The organism is Nitrosospira sp. NRS527 (assembly GCF_018406445.1).
GTDB classification, from domain to species: Bacteria; Pseudomonadota; Gammaproteobacteria; order Burkholderiales; family Nitrosomonadaceae; genus Nitrosospira; species Nitrosospira briensis.
This window is the reverse complement of sequence record NZ_AP024515.1, coordinates 1,322,551-1,346,835: the sequence shown is the minus strand read 5'-3', so window position 1 is coordinate 1,346,835 and position 24,285 is coordinate 1,322,551. Positions and strand designations below refer to the sequence as shown.

The 24,285-nt window shown below is 52.1% G+C and carries 26 protein-coding genes; 18 read left to right on the top strand and 8 right to left on the bottom strand.

Annotated features, from left to right (window positions below):
• Positions 1-390: 390 nt before the first annotated feature.
• The 11 genes from KJS40_RS05990 (at position 391) to ccmI (ending at position 9,704) form a co-directional block, all read left to right on the top strand.
• On the top strand, positions 391-1,329 hold the full coding sequence (locus KJS40_RS05990; RefSeq protein ID WP_213539448.1) for a DUF5996 family protein: 939 nt from the start codon (positions 391-393) through the stop codon (positions 1,327-1,329).
• Between the two features lie 181 nt (positions 1,330-1,510).
• Entirely contained in the window at positions 1,511-1,990 is a 480-nt protein-coding gene (locus KJS40_RS05985; RefSeq protein WP_213539447.1) for a VOC family protein, read from the top strand.
• 507 nt (positions 1,991-2,497) lie between these two features.
• Positions 2,498-3,118, top strand: a complete 621-nt coding sequence (ccmA, locus tag KJS40_RS05980; protein ID WP_036574353.1) for a cytochrome c biogenesis heme-transporting ATPase CcmA — start codon at positions 2,498-2,500, stop codon at positions 3,116-3,118.
• A 1-nt stretch (position 3,119) separates the two neighbouring features.
• On the top strand, positions 3,120-3,779 hold the full coding sequence (gene ccmB / locus KJS40_RS05975; RefSeq protein WP_025039523.1) for a heme exporter protein CcmB: 660 nt from the start codon (positions 3,120-3,122) through the stop codon (positions 3,777-3,779).
• A gap of 94 nt (positions 3,780-3,873) precedes the next feature.
• Entirely contained in the window at positions 3,874-4,620 is a 747-nt protein-coding gene (gene ccmC / locus KJS40_RS05970) for a heme ABC transporter permease CcmC (protein WP_213539446.1), read from the top strand.
• Between the two features lie 29 nt (positions 4,621-4,649).
• Positions 4,650-4,814, top strand: a complete 165-nt coding sequence (ccmD, locus tag KJS40_RS05965) for a heme exporter protein CcmD (RefSeq protein ID WP_231623614.1) — start codon at positions 4,650-4,652, stop codon at positions 4,812-4,814.
• Positions 4,798-5,247 (top strand): cytochrome c maturation protein CcmE, encoded by a 450-nt coding sequence (gene ccmE / locus KJS40_RS05960; protein ID WP_025039521.1) that lies wholly within the window; start codon positions 4,798-4,800, stop codon positions 5,245-5,247. The genes ccmD and ccmE overlap by 17 nt, the downstream gene beginning before the upstream one ends.
• A gap of 104 nt (positions 5,248-5,351) precedes the next feature.
• Entirely contained in the window at positions 5,352-7,397 is a 2,046-nt protein-coding gene (locus KJS40_RS05955; RefSeq protein WP_213539445.1) for a heme lyase CcmF/NrfE family subunit, read from the top strand.
• The gene (locus KJS40_RS05950; protein ID WP_025039519.1) at positions 7,394-7,918 is read left to right on the top strand and encodes a DsbE family thiol:disulfide interchange protein; all 525 of its coding nucleotides are present in this window, start codon (positions 7,394-7,396) and stop codon (positions 7,916-7,918) included. The genes KJS40_RS05955 and KJS40_RS05950 overlap by 4 nt, the downstream gene beginning before the upstream one ends.
• An 11-nt stretch (positions 7,919-7,929) precedes the next feature.
• The gene (locus KJS40_RS05945; protein WP_213539732.1) at positions 7,930-8,400 is read left to right on the top strand and encodes a cytochrome c-type biogenesis protein; all 471 of its coding nucleotides are present in this window, start codon (positions 7,930-7,932) and stop codon (positions 8,398-8,400) included.
• Positions 8,397-9,704, top strand: coding sequence for a c-type cytochrome biogenesis protein CcmI (gene ccmI, locus KJS40_RS05940; protein ID WP_213539444.1), 1,308 nt, complete (start codon positions 8,397-8,399; stop codon positions 9,702-9,704). The genes KJS40_RS05945 and ccmI overlap by 4 nt, the downstream gene beginning before the upstream one ends.
• 305 nt (positions 9,705-10,009) lie before the next feature.
• On the opposite strand, the gene KJS40_RS05935 is transcribed toward ccmI, so the two are convergent.
• Together KJS40_RS05935 and smpB are read right to left on the bottom strand one after the other, a co-directional pair.
• Positions 10,010-11,023: a COX15/CtaA family protein gene (locus KJS40_RS05935; protein ID WP_213539443.1), complete on the bottom strand. Its 1,014-nt coding sequence runs from the start codon at positions 11,021-11,023 to the stop codon at positions 10,010-10,012.
• Between the two features lie 89 nt (positions 11,024-11,112).
• Positions 11,113-11,556: an SsrA-binding protein SmpB gene (gene smpB, locus KJS40_RS05930; protein ID WP_213539442.1), complete on the bottom strand. Its 444-nt coding sequence runs from the start codon at positions 11,554-11,556 to the stop codon at positions 11,113-11,115.
• Positions 11,557-11,646: 90 nt separating this feature from the next.
• Between smpB and KJS40_RS05925 the strand changes: the two genes are divergently transcribed.
• The 4 genes from KJS40_RS05925 (at position 11,647) to KJS40_RS05910 (ending at position 14,849) form a co-directional block, all read left to right on the top strand.
• Positions 11,647-12,084 carry a type II toxin-antitoxin system RatA family toxin gene (locus KJS40_RS05925; protein ID WP_213539441.1) on the top strand — a complete coding sequence of 146 codons (438 nt, stop codon included), beginning with the start codon at positions 11,647-11,649 and terminating at the stop codon, positions 12,082-12,084.
• A complete protein-coding gene (locus KJS40_RS05920) occupies positions 12,071-12,385 on the top strand; it encodes an RnfH family protein (RefSeq protein WP_213539440.1) in 315 nt (104 codons plus the stop codon). Before KJS40_RS05925 ends, KJS40_RS05920 begins: the two co-directional genes overlap by 14 nt.
• 386 nt (positions 12,386-12,771) lie before the next feature.
• A complete protein-coding gene (locus KJS40_RS05915; protein WP_213539439.1) occupies positions 12,772-13,725 on the top strand; it encodes a DUF6607 family protein in 954 nt (317 codons plus the stop codon).
• 206 nt (positions 13,726-13,931) lie between these two features.
• Complete coding sequence (locus KJS40_RS05910; RefSeq protein WP_213539438.1) at positions 13,932-14,849, top strand: hypothetical protein; 918 nt, start codon at positions 13,932-13,934, stop codon at positions 14,847-14,849.
• A 72-nt stretch (positions 14,850-14,921) separates the two neighbouring features.
• On the opposite strand, the gene KJS40_RS05905 is transcribed toward KJS40_RS05910, so the two are convergent.
• Together KJS40_RS05905 and KJS40_RS05900 are read right to left on the bottom strand one after the other, a co-directional pair.
• Positions 14,922-15,086, bottom strand: a complete 165-nt coding sequence (locus KJS40_RS05905) for a DUF2945 domain-containing protein (RefSeq protein WP_213539437.1) — start codon at positions 15,084-15,086, stop codon at positions 14,922-14,924.
• A gap of 286 nt (positions 15,087-15,372) precedes the next feature.
• Entirely contained in the window at positions 15,373-15,510 is a 138-nt protein-coding gene (locus KJS40_RS05900; protein ID WP_213539436.1) for a hypothetical protein, read from the bottom strand.
• 53 nt (positions 15,511-15,563) lie between these two features.
• On the opposite strand from KJS40_RS05900, the gene guaB reads away from it, so the two are divergent.
• From guaB to KJS40_RS05885, 3 genes are all read left to right on the top strand, one after another.
• Positions 15,564-17,024, top strand: a complete 1,461-nt coding sequence (gene guaB, locus KJS40_RS05895; protein WP_090459394.1) for an IMP dehydrogenase — start codon at positions 15,564-15,566, stop codon at positions 17,022-17,024.
• A 201-nt stretch (positions 17,025-17,225) separates the two neighbouring features.
• Positions 17,226-18,788, top strand: a complete 1,563-nt coding sequence (gene guaA / locus KJS40_RS05890) for a glutamine-hydrolyzing GMP synthase (RefSeq protein ID WP_213539435.1) — start codon at positions 17,226-17,228, stop codon at positions 18,786-18,788.
• Between the two features lie 628 nt (positions 18,789-19,416).
• Entirely contained in the window at positions 19,417-21,417 is a 2,001-nt protein-coding gene (locus KJS40_RS05885) for an ATP-binding protein (RefSeq protein ID WP_244859716.1), read from the top strand.
• A gap of 60 nt (positions 21,418-21,477) precedes the next feature.
• Here the strand turns inward: KJS40_RS05885 and KJS40_RS05880 are convergent, their stop codons facing one another.
• From KJS40_RS05880 to KJS40_RS05865, 4 genes are all read right to left on the bottom strand, one after another.
• Complete coding sequence (locus KJS40_RS05880) at positions 21,478-21,627, bottom strand: lmo0937 family membrane protein (RefSeq protein WP_113071548.1); 150 nt, start codon at positions 21,625-21,627, stop codon at positions 21,478-21,480.
• Between the two features lie 197 nt (positions 21,628-21,824).
• On the bottom strand, positions 21,825-22,037 hold the full coding sequence (locus KJS40_RS05875) for a CsbD family protein (protein ID WP_213539434.1): 213 nt from the start codon (positions 22,035-22,037) through the stop codon (positions 21,825-21,827).
• Between the two features lie 52 nt (positions 22,038-22,089).
• Positions 22,090-22,692 carry a BON domain-containing protein gene (locus KJS40_RS05870; RefSeq protein WP_213539433.1) on the bottom strand — a complete coding sequence of 201 codons (603 nt, stop codon included), beginning with the start codon at positions 22,690-22,692 and terminating at the stop codon, positions 22,090-22,092.
• Positions 22,693-23,169: 477 nt separating this feature from the next.
• Positions 23,170-24,201 carry a sulfate ABC transporter substrate-binding protein gene (locus KJS40_RS05865; RefSeq protein WP_213539432.1) on the bottom strand — a complete coding sequence of 344 codons (1,032 nt, stop codon included), beginning with the start codon at positions 24,199-24,201 and terminating at the stop codon, positions 23,170-23,172.
• Between the last annotated feature and the right edge of the window lie 84 nt (positions 24,202-24,285).

Below are 24,285 nucleotides of genomic sequence, written 5' to 3'. Positions count from 1 at the left end.
GAGTATGCCTAAATCTACGAAATCCACAAAACCTGCGAAATCTGAGCAATCAGCACAACCGGCGCAACCCGTGCAATCTACTCAATCCGTGCAAAAAAAATTGAAGCCCCTCAAGGGTCAAGATCGGGTTCGTATGGCTCGATTATTTGAAAAAATTACCGGAAACGTGCAAGAGATGAGCACGATAATGAATCGCTTGCACGGCACGCCCGTGTCCTGGACAAAATTTCGGATATCGTCTTCAGGCGCGGCGGGCACTAATGGTCCTTTCGTGATTACAGTGGTGTGCAACGAAGAAACCGGAGAATGTGGATGCTACGATCACGAGGGCGGAACGTGCGGTCCTTGCCCTGCAGTGGACCTTTAGCACCGGCATCGACAGGAGACGACATGACTTCTAATTATATCGCTGACTCGAATAATTGGCCCAGGTTGTCCGCGCTGGAGGACTGGCAGGACACTTGCACTACGCTCCACATGTGGACACAGGTTGTCGGCAAGATACGATTGGCGCTCTCTCCGGATATCAACCACGGCTGGGGTTCTACCCTCTATATCACGACGCGCGGCCTTACGACCTCACCCATCCCTTACGGAAAGTTCACGTTTGCCATCGACTTCGACTTTATTGCCCACGTATTGCGCATCACCACCTCGGAAGGCGCGGATCGCGCGCTTATGCTGGAACCCATGCCGGTCGCGAGCTTCTACCGCAAGATAATGGAAGCACTCGCCGAGTTGGGTATCGAGGTCAAGATTTTCGCCCGGCCGGTTGAGGTGGAAGTAGCCATACCATTCGAAAAAGATACTCAACATACGAGCTATGATGCCGATGCCGTTTCCCGATTCTGGCATGCGCTCGTGCATGTGGATAGGGTTTTCAAGGATTTCTGCGCCCGCTTCATCGGCAAGGTGAGCCCGGTGCATTTATTTTGGGGCGGATTTGATCTCGCTGTGACCCGGTTTTCGGGGCGAACCGCACCGAAGCATCCGGGCGGGGCACCCAATGTCGCTAACCGGATAATGGAAGAGGCCTACTCTCATGAGGTGTCGAGCGCGGGCTTTTGGCCGGGGACAGGTTTGGGCGAAGCTGCCTTTTACGCCTATGCTTATCCCACCCCTGCCGGTTTCGGTAAATATCCTGTTCAGCCAAAAGCTGCGTATTTCCACGACAAGCTTGGGGAATTCATTCTTCCCTACGAAGCTGTGCGAACGACTGACAACCCGGCACAGGCGCTGCTCTCATTTCTTCAGACCACTTACGATGCTGCCGCCACGCTGGCGCACTGGGACCGGTTGGCGCTGGAGCGCAACATGCCGTCCACGTGATACGGAACACGATGGTGTGGACGCAGCTATGATAATCTTCTACACTCGAAATCAGCCAATCAATTTTATTGGTTAACCGATGATTTTATTGGTTATCTGACGAGTGGCGGTACAGGGATAACGTACCGGGGATATTTATACCGCCACAATTTGGAATCCTGGAAAAAAATGGAGCGCAAATATGACAACCAGACCCATACCCGATGGTTACCATACATTAACGCCATACCTGATGATTGACGGCGCGGCCAAGGCCATCGAATTTTACACGCAAGCATTTAACGCAGCGGAATTATATAGATTGGGCGCGCCCAGTGGGAAAATCGGGCATGCCGAAATTCAAATCGGCGATTCCCGAATTATGCTGGCTGACGATTTCGGCTGTGAAAGCGCGTTCCGTACTTCGCAACCGGGGGCTGGCTCTCCGGTGGGCCTCCATTTATATGTCAAGGATGTGGACGCAATGTTTGCCCAAGCCACAAGTGCGGGCGCCAAAGTCATCAAGCCGGTCCAGGATCAGTTCTACGGTGATCGGACAGGCACGTTGGAAGATCCCTTCGGGCATATCTGGTTCCTTGCGACTCATAAGGAAGATCTCTCCCTGGATGAAATCAAGCAGCGTGCCGCGGCGATGTTCAAGCAAGGCGGCGCCGATACCTAGTCTGAGCGGTATGGGCAATGGATACGCGGGAATAAACCACCATGCGCAAGGCACATGTGCCTTGCGCATGGTGGTTGGGCAGAGTTAGTAGGAGTCAAAGTAGCGATACCAAAAGCGAAGCACATCGCGCCGCCTAGCAGCCTGTCGGACTTGAAGAATCGCAGCGAAAAAGTGACTGGCTGAGGGCAGATTTTGCGGATTTTGATGGCCAATAGTTATTCTATTGGCCGAAAAAGCGGCGAAATATGAACCAGCCAGACGCTTTTGCAGCCGATTTCCTTTAAGTCTGACAGGCTGCCAGACCTCCTGACACCAACTCACCCCCACGGTCCAATACCAATACCTAACTCATCCCTTCATTATCCACAGTTCGGGTGGTTTTCCGAGAGCATCTTCATGCTCTGAGCCCTTTATTTCGAAGCAAAGCGGCATTCGCATCTCTTCATTGCGGTCGTAATCGTGTAAGTTCGCGTCGATACGCTATAATGCCGGTCTTTTGCTTCGACAATGCCAACGCTGCAAGGACACAACCTGACATGCGTGCGCGGTGACCGCAGATTATTCAGGGATATCAATTTCTCCCTCGAATCAGGTGGATTGATGCAGGTTCAAGGCCCCAACGGGAGCGGAAAAACCAGCCTTCTACGCATGCTGTGCGGTCTGGCGCTACCTGCCCAAGGGGAGATTCACTGGAATGGCGCTGAAATTCGTTCGCTAGGCGGAGACTATTATGGCGCGATGACTTATCTCGGCCATTTAAGCGGCGTAAAGGACGATTTGACCGCCATCGAGAACCTGCGTATTTCCAGCGCACTGGCAGGTGCGGAGATCGATGAACATAAAGCTCATGAAGCGCTGCAACACATGGGGTTGGGCGGACGCGAGCTATTGCCGGCCAAGGTATTGTCGCAAGGCCAGCGGCGCAGGGTAACGCTGGCGCGCTTGATGGTATGCAATACCGTGTTATGGATACTGGACGAGCCTTTGACGGCGCTTGATACCGCCGCAGTGAAGCTGATGCAGGGTTTAATGGAGCGGCACCTGGAACACGGCGGTATGATAGTGATGACGACGCACCAGGAGATCGACATAACTGCCTCTGCAACCCAGCGGTTGCAGCTCGCCTGACATGTTTTTCTGGATAATCCAGCGCGACCTTCTGCTCGCGATGAGACGGCGGGCAGATGTGTTGACCACACTGTTTTTTTTCATCATCGTGGTAAGCCTTTTTCCCCTCGGCGTGGGCCCGGAGATGAGTATGCTCCGAACCATGGCGCCGGGCGTCGTCTGGGTTGCCGCACTTCTGGCTTCGATGTTGTCATTGGGGCGGATGTTCTCCAGCGATTATCTGGATGGCACGTTGGAACAGATGCTGCTGTCGCCCCAGTCACTGTCCCTGCTGGTGCTGGGCAAGGCGCTGTCTCACTGGCTGGTGACGGGTGTACCCCTTGTGCTGATGGCGCCGGTGCTGGGCATCCAATATGATTTGTCGGCGGATGCGTTGCAGGTGCTGACAGCTTCATTATTGCTGGGAACCCCGGTGTTAAGTCTGATAGGCGCCATTGGTGCGGCGCTGACTTTGGGATTGAGAGGGGGCGGTGTATTGGTGTCGCTGCTGGTGCTGCCGCTATATATTCCGGTATTGATATTTGGCGCCGGCGCAGTGGAATCGAGCGTGGCGGGTTTGGGAGCTGCGGCGCATATGTCGCTGCTGGGCGCTTTTCTGCTGGCATCTCTGGCACTGGCGCCCTGGACGGCGGCTGTGTCATTGCGGATTTCGATGGAATAAAAAACCAATTCTGAATTCAAGGTTTTTAGGTTAAAATTTAAGGCTAAGCACTTGAGGCGCAAAACCTCGAATATGGAGTTCAGTATTTTTTGACATGGCGATTAACTGGTTCAAATATTCCTCTCCGGCGAGTTTCTATTTTCTTGCCGGTAAAATGATCCCGATTTTTTCCGTTGCCGCGATTGTATTGTTCGCGGTGGGGCTTTATATCGGTTTTTTTGTTGCGCCGACCGATTTTCAGCAGGGTGAAGCTTATCGCATCATTTTCATTCACGTCCCTGCCGCCTGGATGTCAATGTTCCTGTATGTGATAATGGCGATGTGGTCCGGTATCGGCCTCGCATTCAATACCCGCCTGTCTTCCATGGTGGCCACCGCGATCGCCCCGACAGGGGCAATGTTTACCTTTCTTGCCTTATGGACCGGCGCACTGTGGGGCAAGCCCATGTGGGGAGCGTGGTGGGTATGGGATGCGCGGCTTACATCCGAATTAATCCTGCTGTTTCTCTATATCGGCTTCATGTCGTTGCAGGCTGCAATAGATGACCCGCGCCGCGCCGACAAAGCCGGCGCAATGATTGCGTTGGTAGGGGTGGTGAACGTACCGATCATCTATTTCTCCGTAAAGTGGTGGAATACCTTGCATCAAGGTGCCTCCGTCAGCGTGACGCAATCGCCGAAAATGGCTACCACCATGCTGACCGGCATGCTCATCATGTCGATCGCGTGCTGGATGTATGCGATCGCAGTGGTACTGATCCGCACGCGGACAATCATTCTGGAACGCGAGCGCCACACGGCGTGGGTAGGTGAGTTACAAGGGGCAGGGGTGGCTTCGTGAACTGGACGAGCGTGGCCGATTTTCTCGATATGGGTGGATATGGATTCTACGTATGGGGATCCTATCTGGTGTCGGTTCTCTGTATTGTCGGAGAAATTGTTCTGGTTTTTAACCGCAAGCGAACTTTGCTCAGACATCTCAGTCTGATTCATCAGTCAACTAAACAAGAGAAGGGAAATGAAACCACGTCATAAAAAACTGGCAATTATCGCTTCAAGCGTGACTGCATTAGGCGTTGCTTCGATACTGGTTTTGAATGCATTCCAGAGCAACCTGGTCTTCTTCTTCAGTCCCACCCAGGTAGCAAACAACGAAGCGCCGGTAGGCAAGAGCTTTCGCATCGGCGGGCTCGTGGAGGAAGGAAGCGTCAAGCGGCAGCATGATGGCGTGACAGTGAACTTCGTGGTAACGGATACCGCAAAGGTTATCCCGGTCGTATACACGGGCATCCTTCCCGATCTGTTCAAGGAAGGCAAGGGCGTGGTAGCCCAGGGAAAGCTCGCGCAGAATGGCGTTTTTCGCGCAGATGAGGTGCTTGCGAAACACGATGAAAATTACATGCCGCCGGAAGCCGCCAGTGCCCTCGATCAGGCGGACAAGGCACGTAAAACCGTGCTGATGCAATAGCACGGATAGTGCAAGGCCGGGCAGGCCGGGAAAACTTTCCTGAACTTCAAACCTGACCTCAGTTCCGATTCCAAATCCATAAACCATAACCGATACCCTTAGCCATGATTCCAGAACTTGGTAACTTCGCTCTGATTCTCGCCCTGCTGCTGGCGCTTATACAAGGTACCCTGCCCATTATCGGCGCAGCCCGCGCCATTCCCTCATGGATTGCGCTGGCCCGTCCGGTGGTTCAGGGACAGTTTGTGTTTGTCCTCATCGCATTTTTCTGCCTTGCCTATTCATTCGTCAACAGCGACTTCACGGTTATAAACGTCGCTCAGAATTCGAATTCGAAACTGCCGGTGGAATATCGGTTTGCCGCAACATGGGGTTCGCATGAAGGGTCCCTGTTATTGTGGACATTAATGCTGGCGACCTGGTCGGTCGCGGTCAGCGTGTTCAGCCGTCACCTGCCGAATGAGATGGTAGCGCGGGTACTCGGCGTCATGGGTCTGGTGAGCGTAGGTTTCCTGTTGTTCATGCTTTTCACCTCGAACCCCTTCGACCGGATGTTGCCGGGCGCCATGGAGGGAAGCGATCTCAATCCTCTGCTGCAAGATCCGGGCATGGTCGTTCATCCACCCATGCTCTATATGGGTTATGTAGGCTTCTCCGTCGCATTTGCTTTCGCCATTTCCGCGCTGCTCAGCGGGCAAATGGATGCAACCTGGGCGCGTTGGTCGCGCCCGTGGACTACAGTCGCCTGGCTGTTTCTCACTATCGGCATCATGCTGGGAAGCTGGTGGGCCTATTATGAGCTTGGATGGGGCGGCTGGTGGTTCTGGGACCCGGTGGAAAACGCTTCTTTCATGCCATGGCTGGTTGGCACGGCACTGGTTCATTCCCTGGCGGTAACAGAAAAACGCGGCAGCTTCAAAAGCTGGACCGTACTGCTGGCCATATGCGCGTTTTCCTTGAGCCTGCTCGGTACATTCCTGGTTCGCTCGGGCGTACTGACCTCCGTTCACGCATTCGCAACCGATCCCAAACGCGGCATTTTCATTCTGGCTTTTCTGGTTATCGTCATCGGAAGTTCACTGCTGCTTTTTGCCTGGCGTGCGCCAAAGATCGGATTGGGCGGCAAGTTTGAACTGGTATCCAGAGAATCCATGCTGCTCGCCAACAATCTATTGCTCGTGGTAGCAGCGGGCAGCATCCTGCTGGGCACGCTTTACCCGTTGATCATGGATGCGCTTGAGCTCGGCAAATTATCGGTTGGCCCCCCCTACTTCGAAACAGTATTTGTCCCATTGATGACACCAGCGATTTTTCTGATAGGCGTGGGTCCCCTCGCCCGCTGGAAACAGGCAAACCTGCCTGAACTTGCGATACGTCTGCGCTGGGCCTTCGTTATCAGTGTGGTGACCGCCCTATTGATGCCGTTCGTCATGGGCGAATGGAAACCTTTCGTAAGTTTCGGTCTGCTGCTGGCTTTCTGGGTCATTGCCAGTATCATTGTCAGCCTGGTACATCGCCTGCAAAGCAGTAGCAGGAAGGGTTTGTTCGCGAAACTTGCCGCGCAATCACGCAGTTATTACGGCATGCATGCCGCACATCTGGGCATAGCGGTGTTCGTTATCGGGGTAACGCTCGTCGGCGGTTATGAAACCGAGAAAGACGTGCGCATGGAAGTCGGCGATACCGTCGAAGTAGGAGGCTATACATTCCATTTCAACGGTGCAAAGAAGGGAACGGGGCCGAATTACGTAGCGGATATCGGCAATATGGATGTATTGCGTGACGGTAAAAAAGTGACCGTCATGGAACCGGAAAAACGCGTCTACAACGCATCGGGAATGGCTATGACCGAGGCAGCGATAGATACCGGTATTCTGCGTGATCTCTATGTTGCCCTGGGCGAACCACTGGAAAACGGCGCATGGGTGGTGCGTGTTTACCATAAACCGTTTGTCGACTGGATCTGGTTCGGATGTCTGTTGATGGCATTTGGCGGCGCCCTGGCTGTGACCGATCGGCGTTATCGTCTTTCGCCACGCAAACAGCGCGAGCCTGTTGACGACAAAAAAGCAGTGGGCAAAGCCGGCAAGCGTGGCAAGCCCGGAACAGCCACCCCTGCGCCTTTGATTACCAGGAGCGGAAAGGCATGACGCGTTTCCTGCTGCCGCTGGCGGCATTCATTGTCCTTGTCGCGTTTCTGCTTATTGGCCTGAATCTCAATCCCCGGCAGGTTCCTTCGCCATTAATTGGAAAACCGGCCCCTGAATTCCGCCTGGAGCAATTGCACGAATCGGAAAAGATGCTGACGTCCAAAGACAATCTTGGCAAGGTATGGCTTCTGAACGTATGGGCTTCGTGGTGTGTCTCATGCCGCGAGGAGCATCCGGTATTGGTTGAGCTGGCCAAGTCGGGAATAGTCCCGGTCTACGGCCTCAACTACAAGGACGAGCGTGACCTCGCCTTGCAGTGGCTCAGGCAATTCGGCGACCCCTATACCGCTAGCGCCAGAGATCCGGAAGGGAGGACAGGCATAGATTATGGTGTATATGGCGTTCCGGAAACTTATGTCATCGATAAAAACGGAGTCATCCGTTACAAACAGATTGGTCCAGTAACGGTGGAAGCACTTGAAACAAAAATTCTGCCGCTGGTGAAGGAGTTGCAGGGATGAGTTTTGTCAGTATGAAAAAGCTCGCCTTGTTGTTCGCCCTGATGCTTCTGGTGCCTTACGGCTGGACCAAGGAAGCAGCGCCGGTGGCTGAAGATCCCGAGATCGAGCGGCGCATGATCGCGTTGTCCGAAGATCTACGCTGCCTCGTATGCCAAAATGAATCCCTGGCGGGTTCACGGGCTGATTTTGCCAATGACCTGCGGCGCGAAATCCGCGAACAGATGCATGCAAACAAAAGCGACAAGGAGATTGTCGACTTTCTAGTGGCACGTTATGGCGATTTTGTACTCTATCGCCCTCCGGTCAAGCCTTCGACCATGTTCTTATGGTTCGGTCCGTTTATCTTTCTTCTGATTGGGGCAGTACTACTGGTCGTTTATCTCAAGCGCCGCCGCAATCAGATTGAAGAACCAATGCTATCCGAACAACAACGCAAGCAGGCTGAGTCCCTGCTAAAGGAAAGCAAGGGTAATAACGCATGACGTCATTTTGGGTTGTCGCCGGCATATTTATTGTCGGGGCCTTGCTGTTCGTTCTTCCTACGCTGTTGAGTAAAAGAAATCGCCAGACTGGCGTGGCGCGTGACGCGACCAATGTCAGCATTTACCGCGATCAACTGGCCGAACTCGATAGCGACTTGCGCAATGATATTCTGACTCATGAGCAATACGAACAAAGCAAACGCGAATTACAGCAGCGGATGCTGCAGGATATTCCCGACGGCGAAGTTATGGAGGCAGCGGCAACAGGCGGGAATCGCAATGTTGCCACCATCACATTAACAACGCTTGCCGTGCCGCTGCTGGCGGTTTCGCTTTATCTCTGGTTGGGCAATACAAAGGCTTTATTACCACAGCCACCGATCGAGCAGGCCGCCATGTCCGCGGAGGAAGGTCATCCAAATTTTTCAGCAGTACTGGAAAACCTCATAGAGCGGCTCAAAAACCAGCCTGATGACCCGGAAGGCTGGCTCATGCTGGGACGAACCTATGCAATGATGCAGCGCTTCGACGAAGCAAAGGATGCTTATGAGAAGACGCTTGCCCTGAGCCCGGACAACTCCCAGGTCATTACGGATTATGCTGACATCTTGGCAATGACAAATAATGGCAGCTTGTTGGGGGAACCTCTCGAACTGATCAATAAAGCACTGCGTCTGGATCCCGGTAACCCCAAGGCGTTGGCGCTGGCCGGCACGGCTGAGTTTGAGAGAAGAAGATTCAAGGACGCCGCCGCCTATTGGGAAAAACTACTGGCGCTTATTCCACCCTCCGAGTCGGAGTTGACGGAGTCGGTTAAAAACAGTATCGCAGAAGCGAAATCCCTGGCATCAGGAAAAGGCAGTTTAATGGCAAGCACGCAGGATCAGCCATCCAGCAACCGGACTCCTCCTCCTGCCAATAAGCCTGAACCGGTTGCGGGTACAGCAGCTTCGACTTCGTCAGGCACGCTTTCCGGTAAGGTTACGTTGAGCCCCGCACTCGCTGGCAAGAGTTCGCCCAACGATAGCCTGTATATCTTTGCCCGCGCCAAGGTGGGGCCAAAAGCGCCATTGGCGACCCTGCGCTTGGAGGTCAAAGATTTACCAGCGACTTTTTCGCTGAGCGATGCGATGGCCAGATCCGGCGTGCAGCTCTCCAGTTTTGCGGATGAAATGGTGGTAGGCGCCAGAATCTCGAAATCCGGCTCACCTATGCCACAAAGCGGCGATCTGCAAGGTTTCAGCCAGCCCGTCAGGATTGGCGACAAGGGTATCAATGTTGTAATTGATCAGCAGCTACCCTAGCCGGGATAGAAAACTGTTCAACCAAGGTATGGGTTTCCCCGGCCTCTGCTGGACGCAGAACGTCTAAGCGTAAGATGCACAAGGTATTGTAGGGCGGCAGTAGCGAAGCAATTCGCCTACTGCCGCCCTATCCCTCTGGTATTGTCCGGCTTTCTCCACGAGAATTAGCTGTTCGTCCCCAACCCCATTCGTTGGTAAAGCTCCTCAGCCGTAAAGCACCATCACTTCCCTGACGTTCGTCAGCGATTCTCTATTGCCTGCAGCAACCCAAAGGCAGCCGCAAGCAGGCTTGCAACATCTATCGGCTAGCGACGTAACTGGTAATTTACCCAGAGCGCTGCAGTTAACAACAGCACCGCTCCCGCTTGATGAGCTGCAGCCAACGGCAGAGGGACAACAAGCAATAATGTGGAAATTCCCAAGCTTATCTGTATGCCAAGCATAACCAATAGCAACGTGCATGCGAGGCGAGCCGAACCTGAAAGTGGCAATTTCCTGGATTTAAGCCAGAAAACTGGAATAAGGATCGCGAGCATCCAGGCTATCAGGCGATGATCGAATTGAACCGTTGCCATGTTGTCGAAGAAATTTCGGTACCATGGTTCCAGCATGAATATTTCGGGTGGAATGATATGGCCATTCATCAAGGGAAAAGTATTGTAGGCAAAACCCGCCTGGATACCCGCCACAAAACCTCCCGATAAAATCATTATGAATATCAGGGTGGTCAGCGCAGTCGAGAAACGGCGTAAGCCGCCTAATCCGCTGCTGCTTAATGATGTGCCAACCGGATAAAGTAGCCCTAATGCCACCCAAAACATAGCGGCATAGATGGCGAAAGCAAGCCCCAAGTGAGCTGTCAGTCGATATTGACTAACGTGGGGGTTATCCACCAGTCCGCTCTTTACCATATACCAGCCCATTGCGCCCTGCAGACCTCCGAGAACAAAAATGCCGGCCAACTTCAGACCCAATGGCCGGTCGATTGCTTTTCTCGCAAGGAAATATACGAAGGGCACAAAAAAGGCCAATCCGATGACTCGCCCCAACAGACGGTGAAAATATTCCCACCAGAAAATGCCTTTGAATTCCTCCAGGCTCATGCCGACATTGATCTTTTTATACTGAGGCGTCTGATGGTATTTTTCAAAAAGCTCGTCCCAATCGCTCTGGCCGAGCGGGGGCATGGTGCCGACGATGGGTTGCCATTCGACAATGGACAGTCCGGAATGGGTGAGCCGGGTAACGCCGCCGACGACCACCATGGCAAATACCAGAGCGCAGCAAACAAGCAACCAAATAGCAATGGGTTTGTGCATGATAAAATTGGAAGTTAACTGTATGCGGAAATTAACGATGACGAATGAATCGCCGTCTAAAGATTTTTCAAACCAGGGGATTCGAGGATTTATTTCGCGCGCATTAGACGTTGTTTGTCGCGCACCCACTCTTTCTGTTTCTCGGACTCGCGTTTGTCATGCTGCTTCTTGCCTTTGGCCAAGCCGATTTCAAGCTTGATTTTACCCGCCTTATAGTGCATATCCAGCGGCACCAGCGTGTACCCCGCACGCTCCACCTTGCCGATAAGCCGTTTAATTTCCTCGGCATGCAACAACAGCTTGCGGATACGAACCGGATCCGGCTGGATATGGGTGGAAGCTGCCAACAAAGGGCTGATATGACAACCGATCAGAAACAGTTCACTATTACGGATGACAACGTAAGCTTCTTTTAACTGAACCCGCCCCGCACGAATCGCTTTGACCTCCCAACCTTCGAAAACTACGCCTGTTTCATGCTTCTCTTCGATAAAATAATCGTGAAAGGCTTTTTTATTCTGAACAATGCTCATGTATTGGAAGAAAAAGGGTGAGTTCCATGCGGGTTTCGTGTATTTTAGCAGCTTTCAATACTGTCTCGTTCGATCCGGGCAGTTTATCTTATGGCTGAAATCGAAAAGTCAGTACTGATAGGGCACTCTGCGAGCCAGATGTTTGCATTGGTGGATGCAGTGGAAGACTATCCCAAGTTTTTGCCATGGTGTGGCGGTTCATCCGTCACTCCGCAAAATGATTCGACCACGCATGCAACGATCCAGATCGATTATCACCACATCAAGCATAGCTTCACTACCAGGAATATCAAGCATCCGCCGGAACTGATCACCATGACGCTGCTGAACGGCCCCTTCCAAAACCTGGATGGCCACTGGCGTTTTACCCCTTTGGCGGAGAATGCCTGCAAGATAGAATTTCGTTTGCATTATACGTTCGCGCACATGATTCTCGAAAAACTGGTGGGTCCGGTATTTTTCATAATCGCCAATAATCTTGTGGACGCATTCATCGAGCGTGCGGAAGAGGTTTATGGGAGTTCATGAGCGCAAGATTGAGATCGAAGTGGTCTACGCTCTGCCGGAAAACCAGATTATGCGGCAAATAACCGTGCCATCCGGAACAACAGCGAGGCAGGCTGTGGAGCTTTCCGCAATCATCGATCTTTTCCCTGGAATAGACCTTGCCCACAACAAACTGGGCATATTTGGCAGGCTGGTCAAACATGGAGCGGTCCTGCGTGAGGGCGACCGTGTAGAGATCTACCGGCCCTTGATGGTGGATCCGAAAGAGAGTCGCAGGAGACGGGCAAAAGAATTCAAATCAATCCGCAAGATGGAAACATAAGCGGGAAAGTTCTTCACCGCATTATCACAAAAAAATAACTCCCGCCTCGTCTTTCCACGTCTTGAGAATATAAGCGGACCCCTGCTTTCAGGGGTCCGCTCCATCGAAGCACTTTCCCATCTTGTTGACGGTGATTATTATTATCATTATCATCACCGGCACCGCGTTGCTGCCGTAACAATCCTGATTTTCGTCCCCGACCGGCCTGATCAGGCCGGGTATCCGACGTCAAATATTGTAGAAAGATACCACGGCGGAAAAAAGGATATCAAATCGAGAATGGGACAAACAGGGCCCAGTATGGAGAACTCATGACACGCTCGTTTTCATTTGCAATATGCTTACTCACACTTTCGCTCCTCACTGCATGCGCAGGTCAACCCCGTTTGGCAAAATCTGGCTCATCCCAGTATCAGACAGTAGAACGTCCGGTTGCCGGTTGTGCTGCTGGTGAAGACCCTTTCAACTGCGATCGCCGTGCCATTCTTGCAATGCTGGGTGGATACGAAGTCCAGTTCAGGTTTGAGGAGACGGTGGTGTTGAAACCAGGCTATGAGCGTAAAGAACCCAAGCGCAGCATGGGTTTTGAGTCCGTGGTGCTGGTCGAAGATGCCGGCAGACGGATCTCGCTGCAACACATTCTTGTAATGGGTGGCGGCGCCATTACTAAACACTGGCGTCAGGACTGGATATATGAGTCGCCAAAGCATTGGGTATTTGTGGGCGACCAACGCTTTGAGGAGCAAGAGCGCAATGCGGCCGAGATACCTGGCACCTGGACGCAACTGGTTTACGAAGTCAATGATGGCCCGCGGTACGCCGGCAACGGAAAATGGAATCACAAATACGGGATATCGACCTGGACCTCCGGGCGGACTTGGCGGCCGCTACCCCGGCGCGAATATACCAAGCGCAGCGATTATCAGCTGATCAATGCCGAAAACCGTCAAACGATTACCCCGCAAGGCTGGGCGCACGAGCAGGACAATACCAAAGTCATACGCATGCAAGATGGCAAGGACATACCGCTGGTCCGTGAGTTCGGCTTCAACGACTATCGCCGCATTGAAGGTTACGACTTCGGGCCCGCATTGGCCTATTGGAAGGGAACGTCTGATTTCTGGTCGGAGGTACGCGCACGTTGGGCTAACCGGTTCGCCGCGAACGGATCGATAACGCTGTCTCTTCAAACGGGCGACGAGAACTTTAACAAGACACTGCTCGACCTTGGGGATGCATACATGAAAAACCCCCAGGTTAATTTATACCAGAAGCAGCTTGACGATGCCTTCAGCAAATTCGTCCATGTGAATACAACTGCGCCAGCTATCAAGCGCTGAGCGTATGCGCGACTGGCCGTCGAGCCGTACACTGCGAGGCAGTCGTATATTGTCACGCAAGTAAACGCAGATCGGAGCAAGTAAGCCAAAGAAGCTTGGTGAGGTAAATGATTGGACGCGCTTCCATTGAGGATGATGGTATTTGAAGCGCGGCAAAACTGGAGGAAAAGCCTTCCCTTTCTTTTTTCTTCCCGGGCGGGATACCAATGAAAATGTACGAGATTCCCGTCGTAGCGCCCTACCGGCTTGATCTTACGGTAAGTGTGCTTCGGCGGCTCTCGACAAATATCGTTGATCTACTCACGCCGGAAGGACAATACGTCCGCGCACTCCTCGGTTCGCCAGAGCCTGTGATCGTCCGGGTCATGCAGAACCGGCAGAACTCATTGTCCGCCACCATCGAGGGCGATACGAATAACGAGCCGAATGTGTTCGGGCTCGTGCGCAAGATACTCGGCTGCGATCACGATCTGATGGATTTCGAACATTCGGCTGCGACTATCCCATGGCTGGCCCCCTTGGTCCAGCGCATGTACGGTGTAAAACCGCCCCGCTATCCCACTCTCTGGGAAGCCTGCGTTAACGCGATTGTGTTTCAGCAATTGAGCCTGGCATCCGCCACTGCGATTATGCGTCGCTTGATTGTTGCCCTGGGACAATCGGTGAAAGCTGAGGGTATACCTGTGCCACTGTATGTATTTCCGGCTGCGGAAAGCTTTTTGCGTGCAACCGACGATCTTCTGCGCAAAACCGGGCTCAGCGCCAGCAAAATCGCAACATTGCGGCGCGTAGCCGAAGCGCTCACATCCGGCAGAATTGATACGGCCAAACTGGAGCAATGCAAGAGCGAGGATGCGGCAGCCATCCTTCGGCAGATAAAGGGAATCGGTCCATGGACGGCCGCCGTCATTCTATTGCGTGGCTTGGGGCGGCTGGATGTGTTCCCCGCCAATGACACCAGCGTGGCAAGTAATATTGCGCTCGTCTCGGGCACTGCCCCATGCGATGCAGGGAGCGTCCTGGATACGCTTGGCCGGCAGAGGGGGATGCTGTACTTTTATTTGCTGCTCGCCCGCCTGGAATCCCGCGGTGAGATCGGCCGTCCGTCATTCGAGGGACCGTAACCGACCGCTGAACGTGCTTGCGGTGAAACTACCAGTAGTGTCTCAGGCATTTATTTTTTTAACGCCGACCCTTTATGCATCGCTCTTGATCTCATATTGCGGCTCATCCTCGCTCGCATGATGCGTATAGCCCTTGTAGGCGACGTCTTTTGTATGCACTTTGATAATCTTTCCGCTGACATGTCCGGCTTCCGAGTTCCAGGTGACATGATCGTCGACTTTGAATTTGCTTATCACGATGTTTGGCTCCTTACGGCTAATGCTTACGATTAAAACGGACGGCGGCTGATTCGAATTTTTCCCCCTCCGTAAGAATTGTCTGTCGAGGTATATCACAGGTTATATAAGTGGCCTCGCGACTTGTTATAGCACCACTTGTGTGGGAGGGCCGGGCAAAAAATCGCTAGCAGCCTATCGGATTTAAAGAATCAAGGACCGCTTGAAACCACCAGGACTTCCGGAATCGACATGTTGCCAACATCACCCCTTCATAACGACAAGATAGAGTTGTTTTATAGATCGATCAACGCACATCGTCAAGGACTGGCTCTTGCACGCGTCCGCCAAAACTTTCGGAATTAAAGGTTTGGCTGCGTACCCATTCGGCATGTCTGGAATACCGCTTCGGATATGAAGGCTCGTCCATCTTGATATAGTTCATTCGCCACAATCCATGAGGTTCGTTATAATGCCGCTTTGTGAAGGATCAATGCCATGAGACTGGTTGAGAAAGCTCTAACCTTCGACGATGTTCTGCTGCTTCCCGCCCACTCGGTGGTTTTACCACGCAACGTTGCCTTGACGACGCGCCTTAGCCGCGAAATCTCCCTTAATATACCGCTGGTTTCGGCCGCGATGGATACGGTGACTGAGGCGCCGCTTGCTATCGCGCTTGCGCAGGAGGGCGGCATCGGCATTATCCACAAGAATATGTCGGCGGAATCCCAGGCAGCCCACGTAGCCAACGTCAAGCGCTTCGAAAGCGGGATAGTGAAAGATCCCATCACCATCCCGCCGGACATGACAGTCCGTGACGTACTCAACCTCATCCGCAAATACAAAATATCCGGTTTACCCGTAGTGGAAGGATCGAAAGTCGTCGGTATCGTCACAAACCGGGATCTTCGTTTCGAAACCAATCTGGATCAGCCCATCAAGAACATCATGACGCTGAAAGAGCGGCTGGTAACGGTAAACGAAGGCACCGGCCGCGAAGAGGCGATGACGTTGCTGCACAAGCATCGCCTGGAACGAGTCCTGGTGGTGAATAGTAACTTCGAATTGCGTGGACTGATTACCGTCAAGGACATAATCAAGACATCCGAGCATCCCAACGCATGCAAGGACGACCTGGGGCGTCTACGCGTAGGCGCGGCCATTGGCGTCGGTGACGGCAGTGAAGAACGCGCGGAGGCACTCGCCGAAGCGGGCGTGGACGTAATCGTGGTGGATACTGCGCATGGACATTCACAGAGCGTGCTTGACAGGGTACAGTGGGTAAAGAAAAGGTTTCCGCAAATCCAGGTTATCGGCGGGAATATCGCTACCGCTGCGGCCGCCAAAGCCCTGGTTGACCACGGAGCTGATGCGGTAAAAGTCGGAATAGGCCCTGGCTCAATCTGCACGACCCGCATTGTTGCCGGCGTCGGCGTGCCGCAAATCACCGCGATCAAGAACGTATCCGAAGCGTTGGCAAACACCGGCGTACCGCTGATCGCCGACGGCGGCATTCGCTATTCCGGCGATATCGCCAAGGCAATTGCCGCAGGAGCCAACTCTGTAATGTTGGGCGGGTTGTTCGCGGGCACCAGCGAAGCGCCGGGCGAAATCGAGCTATTCCAGGGACGGTCCTATAAAACCTACCGCGGCATGGGGTCACTGTCTGCAATGCAGCAGGGTTCGAGCGACCGCTACTTCCAGCAAGCTGAGCAGAATGCCGAAAAACTCGTACCGGAAGGCGTAGAAGGCCGTGTTCCCTTCAAAGGCAGTGTTATTGCCGTAATTCATCAGCTTATCGGTGGGCTACGCTCCGGCATGGGTTATCTCGGTTGTGAAACCATTGACGACATGCACGCCAAAGCCGAGTTTATCGAAATTACCTCTGCCGGTATTCGCGAATCTCACGTCCATAACGTGCAGATCACAAAAGAAGCACCGAATTATCGTGTGGAATAGCTGTTGATATAGCAATGTAGTACATCAAAATATCGCTGCCTGAATGATTCAAATTATCCCCTCATGCTGCGCTGCCTGTCCTTGCAAGTGGATAACGATACGCCTTTCTCGCACTCCGCACGACTCCGACCGCGTCGTTTTTAACTTTCCATTCAAGCTTTACTTGAAGCTGCCGGATATCCCGGCGCACCCCATCAGGCTATGCATCAAAAAATACTCATTCTCGATTTCGGTTCCCAATATACACAGCTGATTGCCCGCCGAGTCCGGGAAAGCAACGTCTACTGCGAAATCCACGCATACGACGTGAGTTCGCAATTTGTCAGGGATTTTGCGCCGAAAGGCATCATTCTTTCGGGCGGCCCGGCTTCTGTAGCAGAGTTTGAAACGCCACGGGCGCCGCAGATCGTTTTTGAACTGGGCGTCCCGGTGCTGGGTATTTGCTATGGTATGCAGACCATGGCCGCCCAATTGGGCGGCGCGGTTGAAAATTCCAAGGTGCGCGAATTCGGTTACGCTGAAGTGCAGGCAAAAAACGGAATTGCTCTGCTGCGAGACATATACGACCGTGCCGATACCGCAGGCAAACAGACGCTCGACGTGTGGATGAGCCATGGTGATGCTGTCACCAAGCTTCCTCCCGGCTTTGAATCCATGGCCAGCAATGCCTCTACGCCCCTAGCTGCCATAGCGGATGAGGCGCGAAAATTCTATGGCATACAATTCCATCCGGAAGTGACTCACACCCCGCAGGGCAAGGCCATTATCGCGCGGTTCGTGCACGAAATTTGCGGGGCCGGGTATGACTGGAACATGCCTGACTACATGGAAGAAGCGATCGGCAGAATCCGTTCCAAGGTAGGAGCGGACGAGGTTATTCTGGGCCTGTCCGGTGGCGTCGATTCATCGGTAGCCGCAGCACTCATTCATCGCGCCATCGGCAAACAACTTACCTGTGTATTTGTGGATAACGGCCTGCTGCGGATGAACGAAGCCGAACAGGTAATGGATACCTTCAGCAGAAATCTGGGCGTAAAAGTCATCCACATAGACGCCAGCGGAGAGTTTCTCAAGCACTTGCAAGGCGTCAGCGATCCTGAAATGAAACGCCGCATCATCGGTCGGGAATTCGTCGAAGTGTTTCAGCGCGAAGCTGCGAAAATTCCTAGTGCGCATTGGCTTGCCCAAGGTACGATCTACCCGGACGTGATCGAATCCGCAGGCGGAAAAACGAAAAAAGCGCAGACCATCAAATCGCATCACAATGTAGGCGGCCTGCCCGATACGCTGCATTTGAAACTTCTGGAACCGTTGCGCGAATTATTCAAGGACGAAGTACGCGAACTTGGGGTGGCGCTGGGACTTCCGCATGACATGGTCTTCCGCCACCCCTTTCCCGGGCCCGGACTGGGAGTTCGCATACTCGGCGAGGTAAAGCGTGAATACGCTGAATTACTACGCCGTGCCGATGCGATCTTTATTGAAGAATTACGTATGTCGGGCTGGTACGAGAAAACCTCTCAGGCGTTTACGGTATTTCTGCCGGTAAAATCCGTAGGGGTGATGGGCGACGGACGCACTTATGAATACGTGGTGGCCCTGAGAGCAGTTCAAACCGAAGACTTCATGACTGCACACTGGGCGGAACTTCCCTACCCCCTGCTAGCCAGGATATCCAATCGTATCGTCAACGAAGTACGCGGGATTAACCGCGTGGTCTACGATATCTCGGGCAAGCCACCCGCAACGATTGAATGGGAATGATGTGAGGTTGTTTGCAAATTATCAAGAGCTATTGAAAATAGTGTACGTCATTGATTAATTAATTCCCTACAACATCTATTGGTTATGGCCCCAAGCAAAACGAAACATCGATAAAGCCGACGGTAAATCGGGAACCTCAGATTCAGACCGAGATTTTTACCGCTCATTCTATTTTGGTCTTCACGATAAAAATCGTCTTGAAAGCCTAGGATTCATGCAGGTTTTCGGGCATCTTCAGGTTTTCTGGCCTTTGACGGTAAAACCATCTCGAACAGGAGAAAAACAAGATGCTTACCGACCGCCTTAGCAAACTCAAGCCCACAGCGAGCTCTCATACAAGATCGCCGACCATGACGGTATGCACATCACGGGATTAATGGCTGGAACCATCGGCGAATTTACCGGAGACCGAGACGTAAGGAACACTACATGCGGAGCTGCTTTATCCAAGGAGAATTAGCTTCCTTCGATGCCTATATGAAAGGGCCGAGCAGCGAAACCTCTTTGTAGATGGCATATAACTTACCTAGGCACTTGCTACGCGGTCTTTTAATATTAGCTGCGATGATGTTGCTGCGATGATGTTGTGTTGCGAGTAGACAAATACAAATAACTCAAGGAAAAAAAAATGCTCGCAAACATAAAGGGATTGGTCGATCGACTGGAACTATCTCAGGCCAAAGCGATGATGCCGCTTTTTGAGGCCATATCGAATGCGATTGATGCCATTGAAGAACACCAAAACGGTTTCTCAAACCACTTGGTTCGCATACGGCTAGTAGCGACACAGGATCTGGCTCATCAAGGAGGTGATGATGTATTAGTGTTTGATGGCTTTGATATCACGGATGATGGGGTTGGCTTTGATGATGCCAATTTGGCTTCATTTCAGGAGGCACACACGCTTTCAAAGGTTAAGGTTGGCGGTAAAGGAGTCGGTCGCTTTACCTTTCTGAAGGTATTTTCAAGTGTCCAAATTCGAAGCGTCTTTCAGCGTTTAGGCAAAACTTTTTTGCGTGAATTTGAGTTCTCAATTGCAAATGAGTTGAAAGGGGCGGATGACGTTAAGTCTGTCACCGAATCACTGGGAACCACGCTTTCAATGCGTAGCATGGCTTCCAAATATAAGGGCGGCTGGCCTCATGATCCAGCCATTATTGCCGAGCGAATCCTCGCGCATTTTCTTATCCGGTTCGCAGCGCGTTCCTGCCCCCCTATGGTGTTGGAATCACCTATGCATGCATCCATTGACCTTCATGCTCTCTTTCAATCGACTGTGCTATCGCACATTGAAGAAAGGTTCTTTGATGTACTCGGTCATACCTTCGCTTTACAAGCGTATCGACACCGTGATGGCCGCTCTCGGCACGACCTGTACTTATGCGCGAACGGGCGAGAAGTCACAATAAACAAGCTGCGTGATCTTCTGCCCGAGCTGCCTGAACGCCTGCTGGATGGCGATCAGGAGCCCTATACACTGATCATTCTCGTTACAGGGGAATATCTCGACGATCACGCCAACCAAGAGCGAACGAGAATTTTCTTTCAGTCCGACGATGAACCCGATTTGGACGAAACGCTTGTGTCACGCCAGGAGCTCAATCGCAGTATTGTAGAAACGCTCCGCCCGTTGCTCTCGGATGACTTGAAATCGACGAACGAAGACAAGCGCCTTCAAATCGAAAAGTTCGTCGAGCAAGCCCCTGAGTACCGAGCATTAACCCATCCGCGCTACAAAGAACTGATCGAACAACGCATTCAGCCTGGACTGCCAACTGAGAAACTCGACGAGGCGCTGCTTCATGTGAAGCGGGATGTTGAAGACTCTGTGCGCAAGGAAGTACGCCACGTAGCCGCGCTGTTTGAAACCGAGACATTTGAGCAGTATCAAGAGCGATTTCAGGTTGTAGCGGAACAGGCTAATGAGCTTGGGAAAGCCCAGCTCGCAGCCTACGTTGCACACCGCCGCACCATTCTTGACCTTGTCAGCCAGAGCCTTAAAAAGGTGCGCATCGACAACAAATACCCATTTGAAAAAATCCTTCACAAGATGATCTTCCCGATGGGCGTCACGTCGAAAGATATATTCTTCGAGCAACAAAATCTGTGGGTCATTGACGAACGGCTGTGCTACCACACTCTTCTTACGTCCGACAAGAAGCTAAATGGTGTGCCTGGATTGAAAAGAACATCAGGCAAAGAGCCGGACATCTTTGCTTTCTTCTACGACACGCCGATTGGCGTAGCGGAATCGGATAATTTGCCAAGTGGGGGCATTATTATCATCGAGTTCAAAAGACCCGGACGAGACGACTACGATAAAGACCCAGCGGATCAAATCATTCAACGTTTTCGGGAAATTAGTAATGGCAATGTGGATGACATTGATGGGCGTCAGATAAACCCAACGAATCTTCGATTTACTGGATACCTGATAGCCGATCTGAAACCCTCTCTGCATAAACAGGTCTACGGGCGTTATCATAAGACTGCGGATAGTGAAGGCTACTTTTTTAACTTGGCCGCAGGTAATGGTTGTATCGAAATTATATCCTACGACAAGTTGGTCAAAGACGCCGAACGCAGAAATCGTATTCTGTTCGATAAACTCGGCCTGCACAAGTACTGAAAGTCAAGCACACATTGCCTGCCGGATCTCCGCCATTAAATAAGGTGAGGTGCGCCGTAATCAAAGCGGCTTGCGCCCGCTAATAATCCTAAGGAGGATAACTACGATTGCGATCACCAAGAGAATATGGATGAATCCGCCCATCGTATACGAGCTAACCAATCCCAGCAGCCACAAGATAATCAGAACAACTGCGATTGTATAGAGCATGATGATTTCTTCCTTTTTAACGAATTTATCAACGGCTCCGGTTATGCCAGTGTTATTTCCCAAGTTAGCCATACGGGCCGGGTGAGGCTTATTCCAGCTTTCGGTGGTTCGGGCCGCTTTTGCTTTCCTTGATGGTCGATACTCAATGCCGGCAACGATGCGGGATGCCTAGTTGTGACGTGACACCCCGCCCTGCTTTAGCAGGTATGATCCTTCTGGCTTTTTTCCCATTCGGAAATTTGCTTCTCCGCTTCTTCCTTGCTGATCCCATAGGATTCCTGGATCCTGCCCGCAAGCTGATCCCGCCGTCCTGCAATCCTGTCCAGATGGTCATCGGTAAGCTTGCCCCATTGCTCCTTGACCTTACCTTTGAATTGCTTCCAATTTCCCTCAACCTGGTCCCAGTTCATATTCATGCTCCTTATGTGCCACCGTTGATAAAAAAGAATACAGGTATTTGCTTTATTTCTTGATGCTCAGTTCATTGACGACGCTCTTCACTCCCTCGACTCCACGCGCAATCTCGGCAGCCCGATCAATTTGAGCCTGATTGTCTGCAAAACCGCTAAGCTGAACCACGCCGTCGCGTGTCACCGTAGAAATATCCGTGCTGTTAAGCCCGGGCTCAGCAATCAATTCGGCTTTAACCTTGGTGGTGATGATTCCATCATCTATTTTTTCGCCTACGGTTGTGTCGGTCGTCTTCAGGCTCATCTTATTGTCTACCTTCTTGACACCCTCGACCCCCCGGGTAATGGTTATTGCGCGGTCGATCTGGCTCTGGTTGTCTACAAAGCCGCTAAGCTGAACCTCACCCTTGCGTGTCTCAACCTTGATATCGAAACTCTTGACATCCGCATCGGCGAGGAGTGCAGATTTCACTTTTGTCGTTATGGTAGTGTCGTCAATATCTGTTCCCACCGTGGTTTTAGCCGCAGGTGCCGCTGCCGACTCGGGTGCTGTCGCCGGTTTGGGCCCTTTGTCCTCGGTTTTGCCGCAGCCAGCAATGGATAACGCGCCGATGAGCGTTATCGTCATGACTACTAATTTATTTTGAATATTCATGCTATTTTTCTCCAGAGTAGGTTTCAATAAAAAGATTGCCTATGGCGGGCAGCTGAAAGTGATGCATACATTGCTCACCATGCTTCACATCGGCTGTCTTCGATTGCTATCATCATGCTTCACAGGTAATAGCTCAGTGCGCTGCCGCACATAAATTGGAAATTTTCCGTCCCGCTGAAGTTGAGCAATCACGATTTGCCCGGCTTGAAAATTGAAATGACATATGAAACGATGGATGAAGCGACGAAGCGTTCTGCGCACGAAACAGGCTATCGCCTGAATGCGCAGAGAAGTTCGGAAGAAATTGAATAAGACTCGGGAAGAACGTTGGCAGGGCTTGTGGATATCCGCCAACAACGAACAACGCGCGTTATGGCCAGGGCTGTGTCATGGGAAAAATTTAACGACCGAGCTAATCGGCCCTGATAAGCTCACGCGGTTGTGTTTGTGCTTGTGGTTGTATTCACCGGCTTTCCCTTATCCAGCCTCACCGGTGGCAGGATCAGTCCTGGATCCTTGCATCTGATCGAATACTCCGCCATTGGAGAAATGGACATTCTGGGCTTCCTTCCAGCCGCCGAAGACTTCATCGATAGTGAAAAGTTCTATCTGCGGGAATTGCATTGCATACTTGGCGATCACCTTCTCATCACGTGGACGATAGTAGTGTTTTCCTGCGATATCTTGAGCTTTCGTTGAATAGAGGTAATCGATGTAAGCCTTGGCTATCTCGTGCGCCCCGGCCTGATCGGCCACATCACTGATCACGCTGACCGTAGGTTCAGCCAGGATGGAAAGAGATGGCGTAACGACCTCGAATTTATCTCCATTTCCTTCTTTGGCAAGCAGATGAGCTTCGTTCTCCCAGGCCAGCAGCACATCACCAACGCCGCGCTCGACGAAAGTATTGACTGAGCCTCGCGTTCCCGAATCCATCACCTTGACGTTAGCAAACAACTTCTTGACAAACTCGAACGCTGCCGTATTGCTTCCGCCTGACTGCCTGAACGCGTAGCCCCACGCTGCGAGATAATTCCAGCGAGCGCTGCTGGAATTTTTTGGATCGGATGTTACCACCTCGACCTCCGATCGCGCGAGGTCGTCCCAATCTCTCAATCCCTTCGGATTACCCTTGCGTACAATGAATACGATAGTCGAAGTAAAGGGTGTATTTTGCGGCAAGGGTTTCACCCAATGAGGCAACATGAATTTGCTGCTTTTTTGCAGCGCCACCGGGTCATAGGACACTGCAAGTGATACAACATCAAGCCCGTCCACGACAGCGCGTATAGGTACTCCCGATTTGCTCCGGGCTTGTTTAACCGTAACCTCGACACCCGTTCGTGCTCTCCAGTGGTTGAGGAAAGCCTTGTTGAAATCCTCGTACATTTTTTGTGTAGGATCAGCAGAGTTAATCCCTGAGAAATCGTGCAGCGCGGCGATTGCCACGCCCAAACTGAGCAGGATTGCGAAAACGGCAAAAATAAAACGAGAGCGATATGAATACATCTTTTATTCCCTCCACGGTAGTAAACACAGGAGAGAATTTAACATTCGTTTATTTCAGTCGCGTTGCATAAAAATGAAGAAATT

What these genes read in the sequence shown, in the direction of transcription:
- KJS40_RS05990 (WP_213539448.1), top strand. Translation starts at nt 391, where the DNA reads ATGACTTCTAATTATATCGCTGACTCGAATAATTGGCCCAGGTTGTCC.
- ccmI (WP_213539444.1), top strand. Translation starts at nt 8,397, where the DNA reads ATGACGTCATTTTGGGTTGTCGCCGGCATATTTATTGTCGGGGCCTTG.
- KJS40_RS05935 (WP_213539443.1), bottom strand. Translation starts at nt 11,023, where the DNA reads ATGCACAAACCCATTGCTATTTGGTTGCTTGTTTGCTGCGCTCTGGTA.
- KJS40_RS05870 (WP_213539433.1), bottom strand. Translation starts at nt 22,692, where the DNA reads ATGAATATTCAAAATAAATTAGTAGTCATGACGATAACGCTCATCGGC.
- KJS40_RS05875 (WP_213539434.1), bottom strand. Translation starts at nt 22,037, where the DNA reads ATGAACTGGGACCAGGTTGAGGGAAATTGGAAGCAATTCAAAGGTAAG.
- KJS40_RS05925 (WP_213539441.1), top strand. Translation starts at nt 11,647, where the DNA reads ATGGCTGAAATCGAAAAGTCAGTACTGATAGGGCACTCTGCGAGCCAG.
- KJS40_RS05985 (WP_213539447.1), top strand. Translation starts at nt 1,511, where the DNA reads ATGACAACCAGACCCATACCCGATGGTTACCATACATTAACGCCATAC.
- guaA (WP_213539435.1), top strand. Translation starts at nt 17,226, where the DNA reads ATGCATCAAAAAATACTCATTCTCGATTTCGGTTCCCAATATACACAG.
- KJS40_RS05950 (WP_025039519.1), top strand. Translation starts at nt 7,394, where the DNA reads ATGACGCGTTTCCTGCTGCCGCTGGCGGCATTCATTGTCCTTGTCGCG.
- ccmC (WP_213539446.1), top strand. Translation starts at nt 3,874, where the DNA reads ATGGCGATTAACTGGTTCAAATATTCCTCTCCGGCGAGTTTCTATTTT.
- ccmE (WP_025039521.1), top strand. Translation starts at nt 4,798, where the DNA reads ATGAAACCACGTCATAAAAAACTGGCAATTATCGCTTCAAGCGTGACT.
- KJS40_RS05865 (WP_213539432.1), bottom strand. Translation starts at nt 24,201, where the DNA reads ATGTATTCATATCGCTCTCGTTTTATTTTTGCCGTTTTCGCAATCCTG.
- KJS40_RS05910 (WP_213539438.1), top strand. Translation starts at nt 13,932, where the DNA reads ATGAAAATGTACGAGATTCCCGTCGTAGCGCCCTACCGGCTTGATCTT.
- guaB (WP_090459394.1), top strand. Translation starts at nt 15,564, where the DNA reads ATGAGACTGGTTGAGAAAGCTCTAACCTTCGACGATGTTCTGCTGCTT.
- KJS40_RS05955 (WP_213539445.1), top strand. Translation starts at nt 5,352, where the DNA reads ATGATTCCAGAACTTGGTAACTTCGCTCTGATTCTCGCCCTGCTGCTG.
- ccmB (WP_025039523.1), top strand. Translation starts at nt 3,120, where the DNA reads ATGTTTTTCTGGATAATCCAGCGCGACCTTCTGCTCGCGATGAGACGG.
- KJS40_RS05920 (WP_213539440.1), top strand. Translation starts at nt 12,071, where the DNA reads ATGGGAGTTCATGAGCGCAAGATTGAGATCGAAGTGGTCTACGCTCTG.
- KJS40_RS05885 (WP_244859716.1), top strand. Translation starts at nt 19,417, where the DNA reads ATGCTCGCAAACATAAAGGGATTGGTCGATCGACTGGAACTATCTCAG.
- ccmA (WP_036574353.1), top strand. Translation starts at nt 2,498, where the DNA reads ATGCCAACGCTGCAAGGACACAACCTGACATGCGTGCGCGGTGACCGC.
- ccmD (WP_231623614.1), top strand. Translation starts at nt 4,650, where the DNA reads ATGGGTGGATATGGATTCTACGTATGGGGATCCTATCTGGTGTCGGTT.
- KJS40_RS05880 (WP_113071548.1), bottom strand. Translation starts at nt 21,627, where the DNA reads ATGCTCTATACAATCGCAGTTGTTCTGATTATCTTGTGGCTGCTGGGA.
- smpB (WP_213539442.1), bottom strand. Translation starts at nt 11,556, where the DNA reads ATGAGCATTGTTCAGAATAAAAAAGCCTTTCACGATTATTTTATCGAA.
- KJS40_RS05900 (WP_213539436.1), bottom strand. Translation starts at nt 15,510, where the DNA reads ATGAACTATATCAAGATGGACGAGCCTTCATATCCGAAGCGGTATTCC.
- KJS40_RS05945 (WP_213539732.1), top strand. Translation starts at nt 7,930, where the DNA reads ATGAAAAAGCTCGCCTTGTTGTTCGCCCTGATGCTTCTGGTGCCTTAC.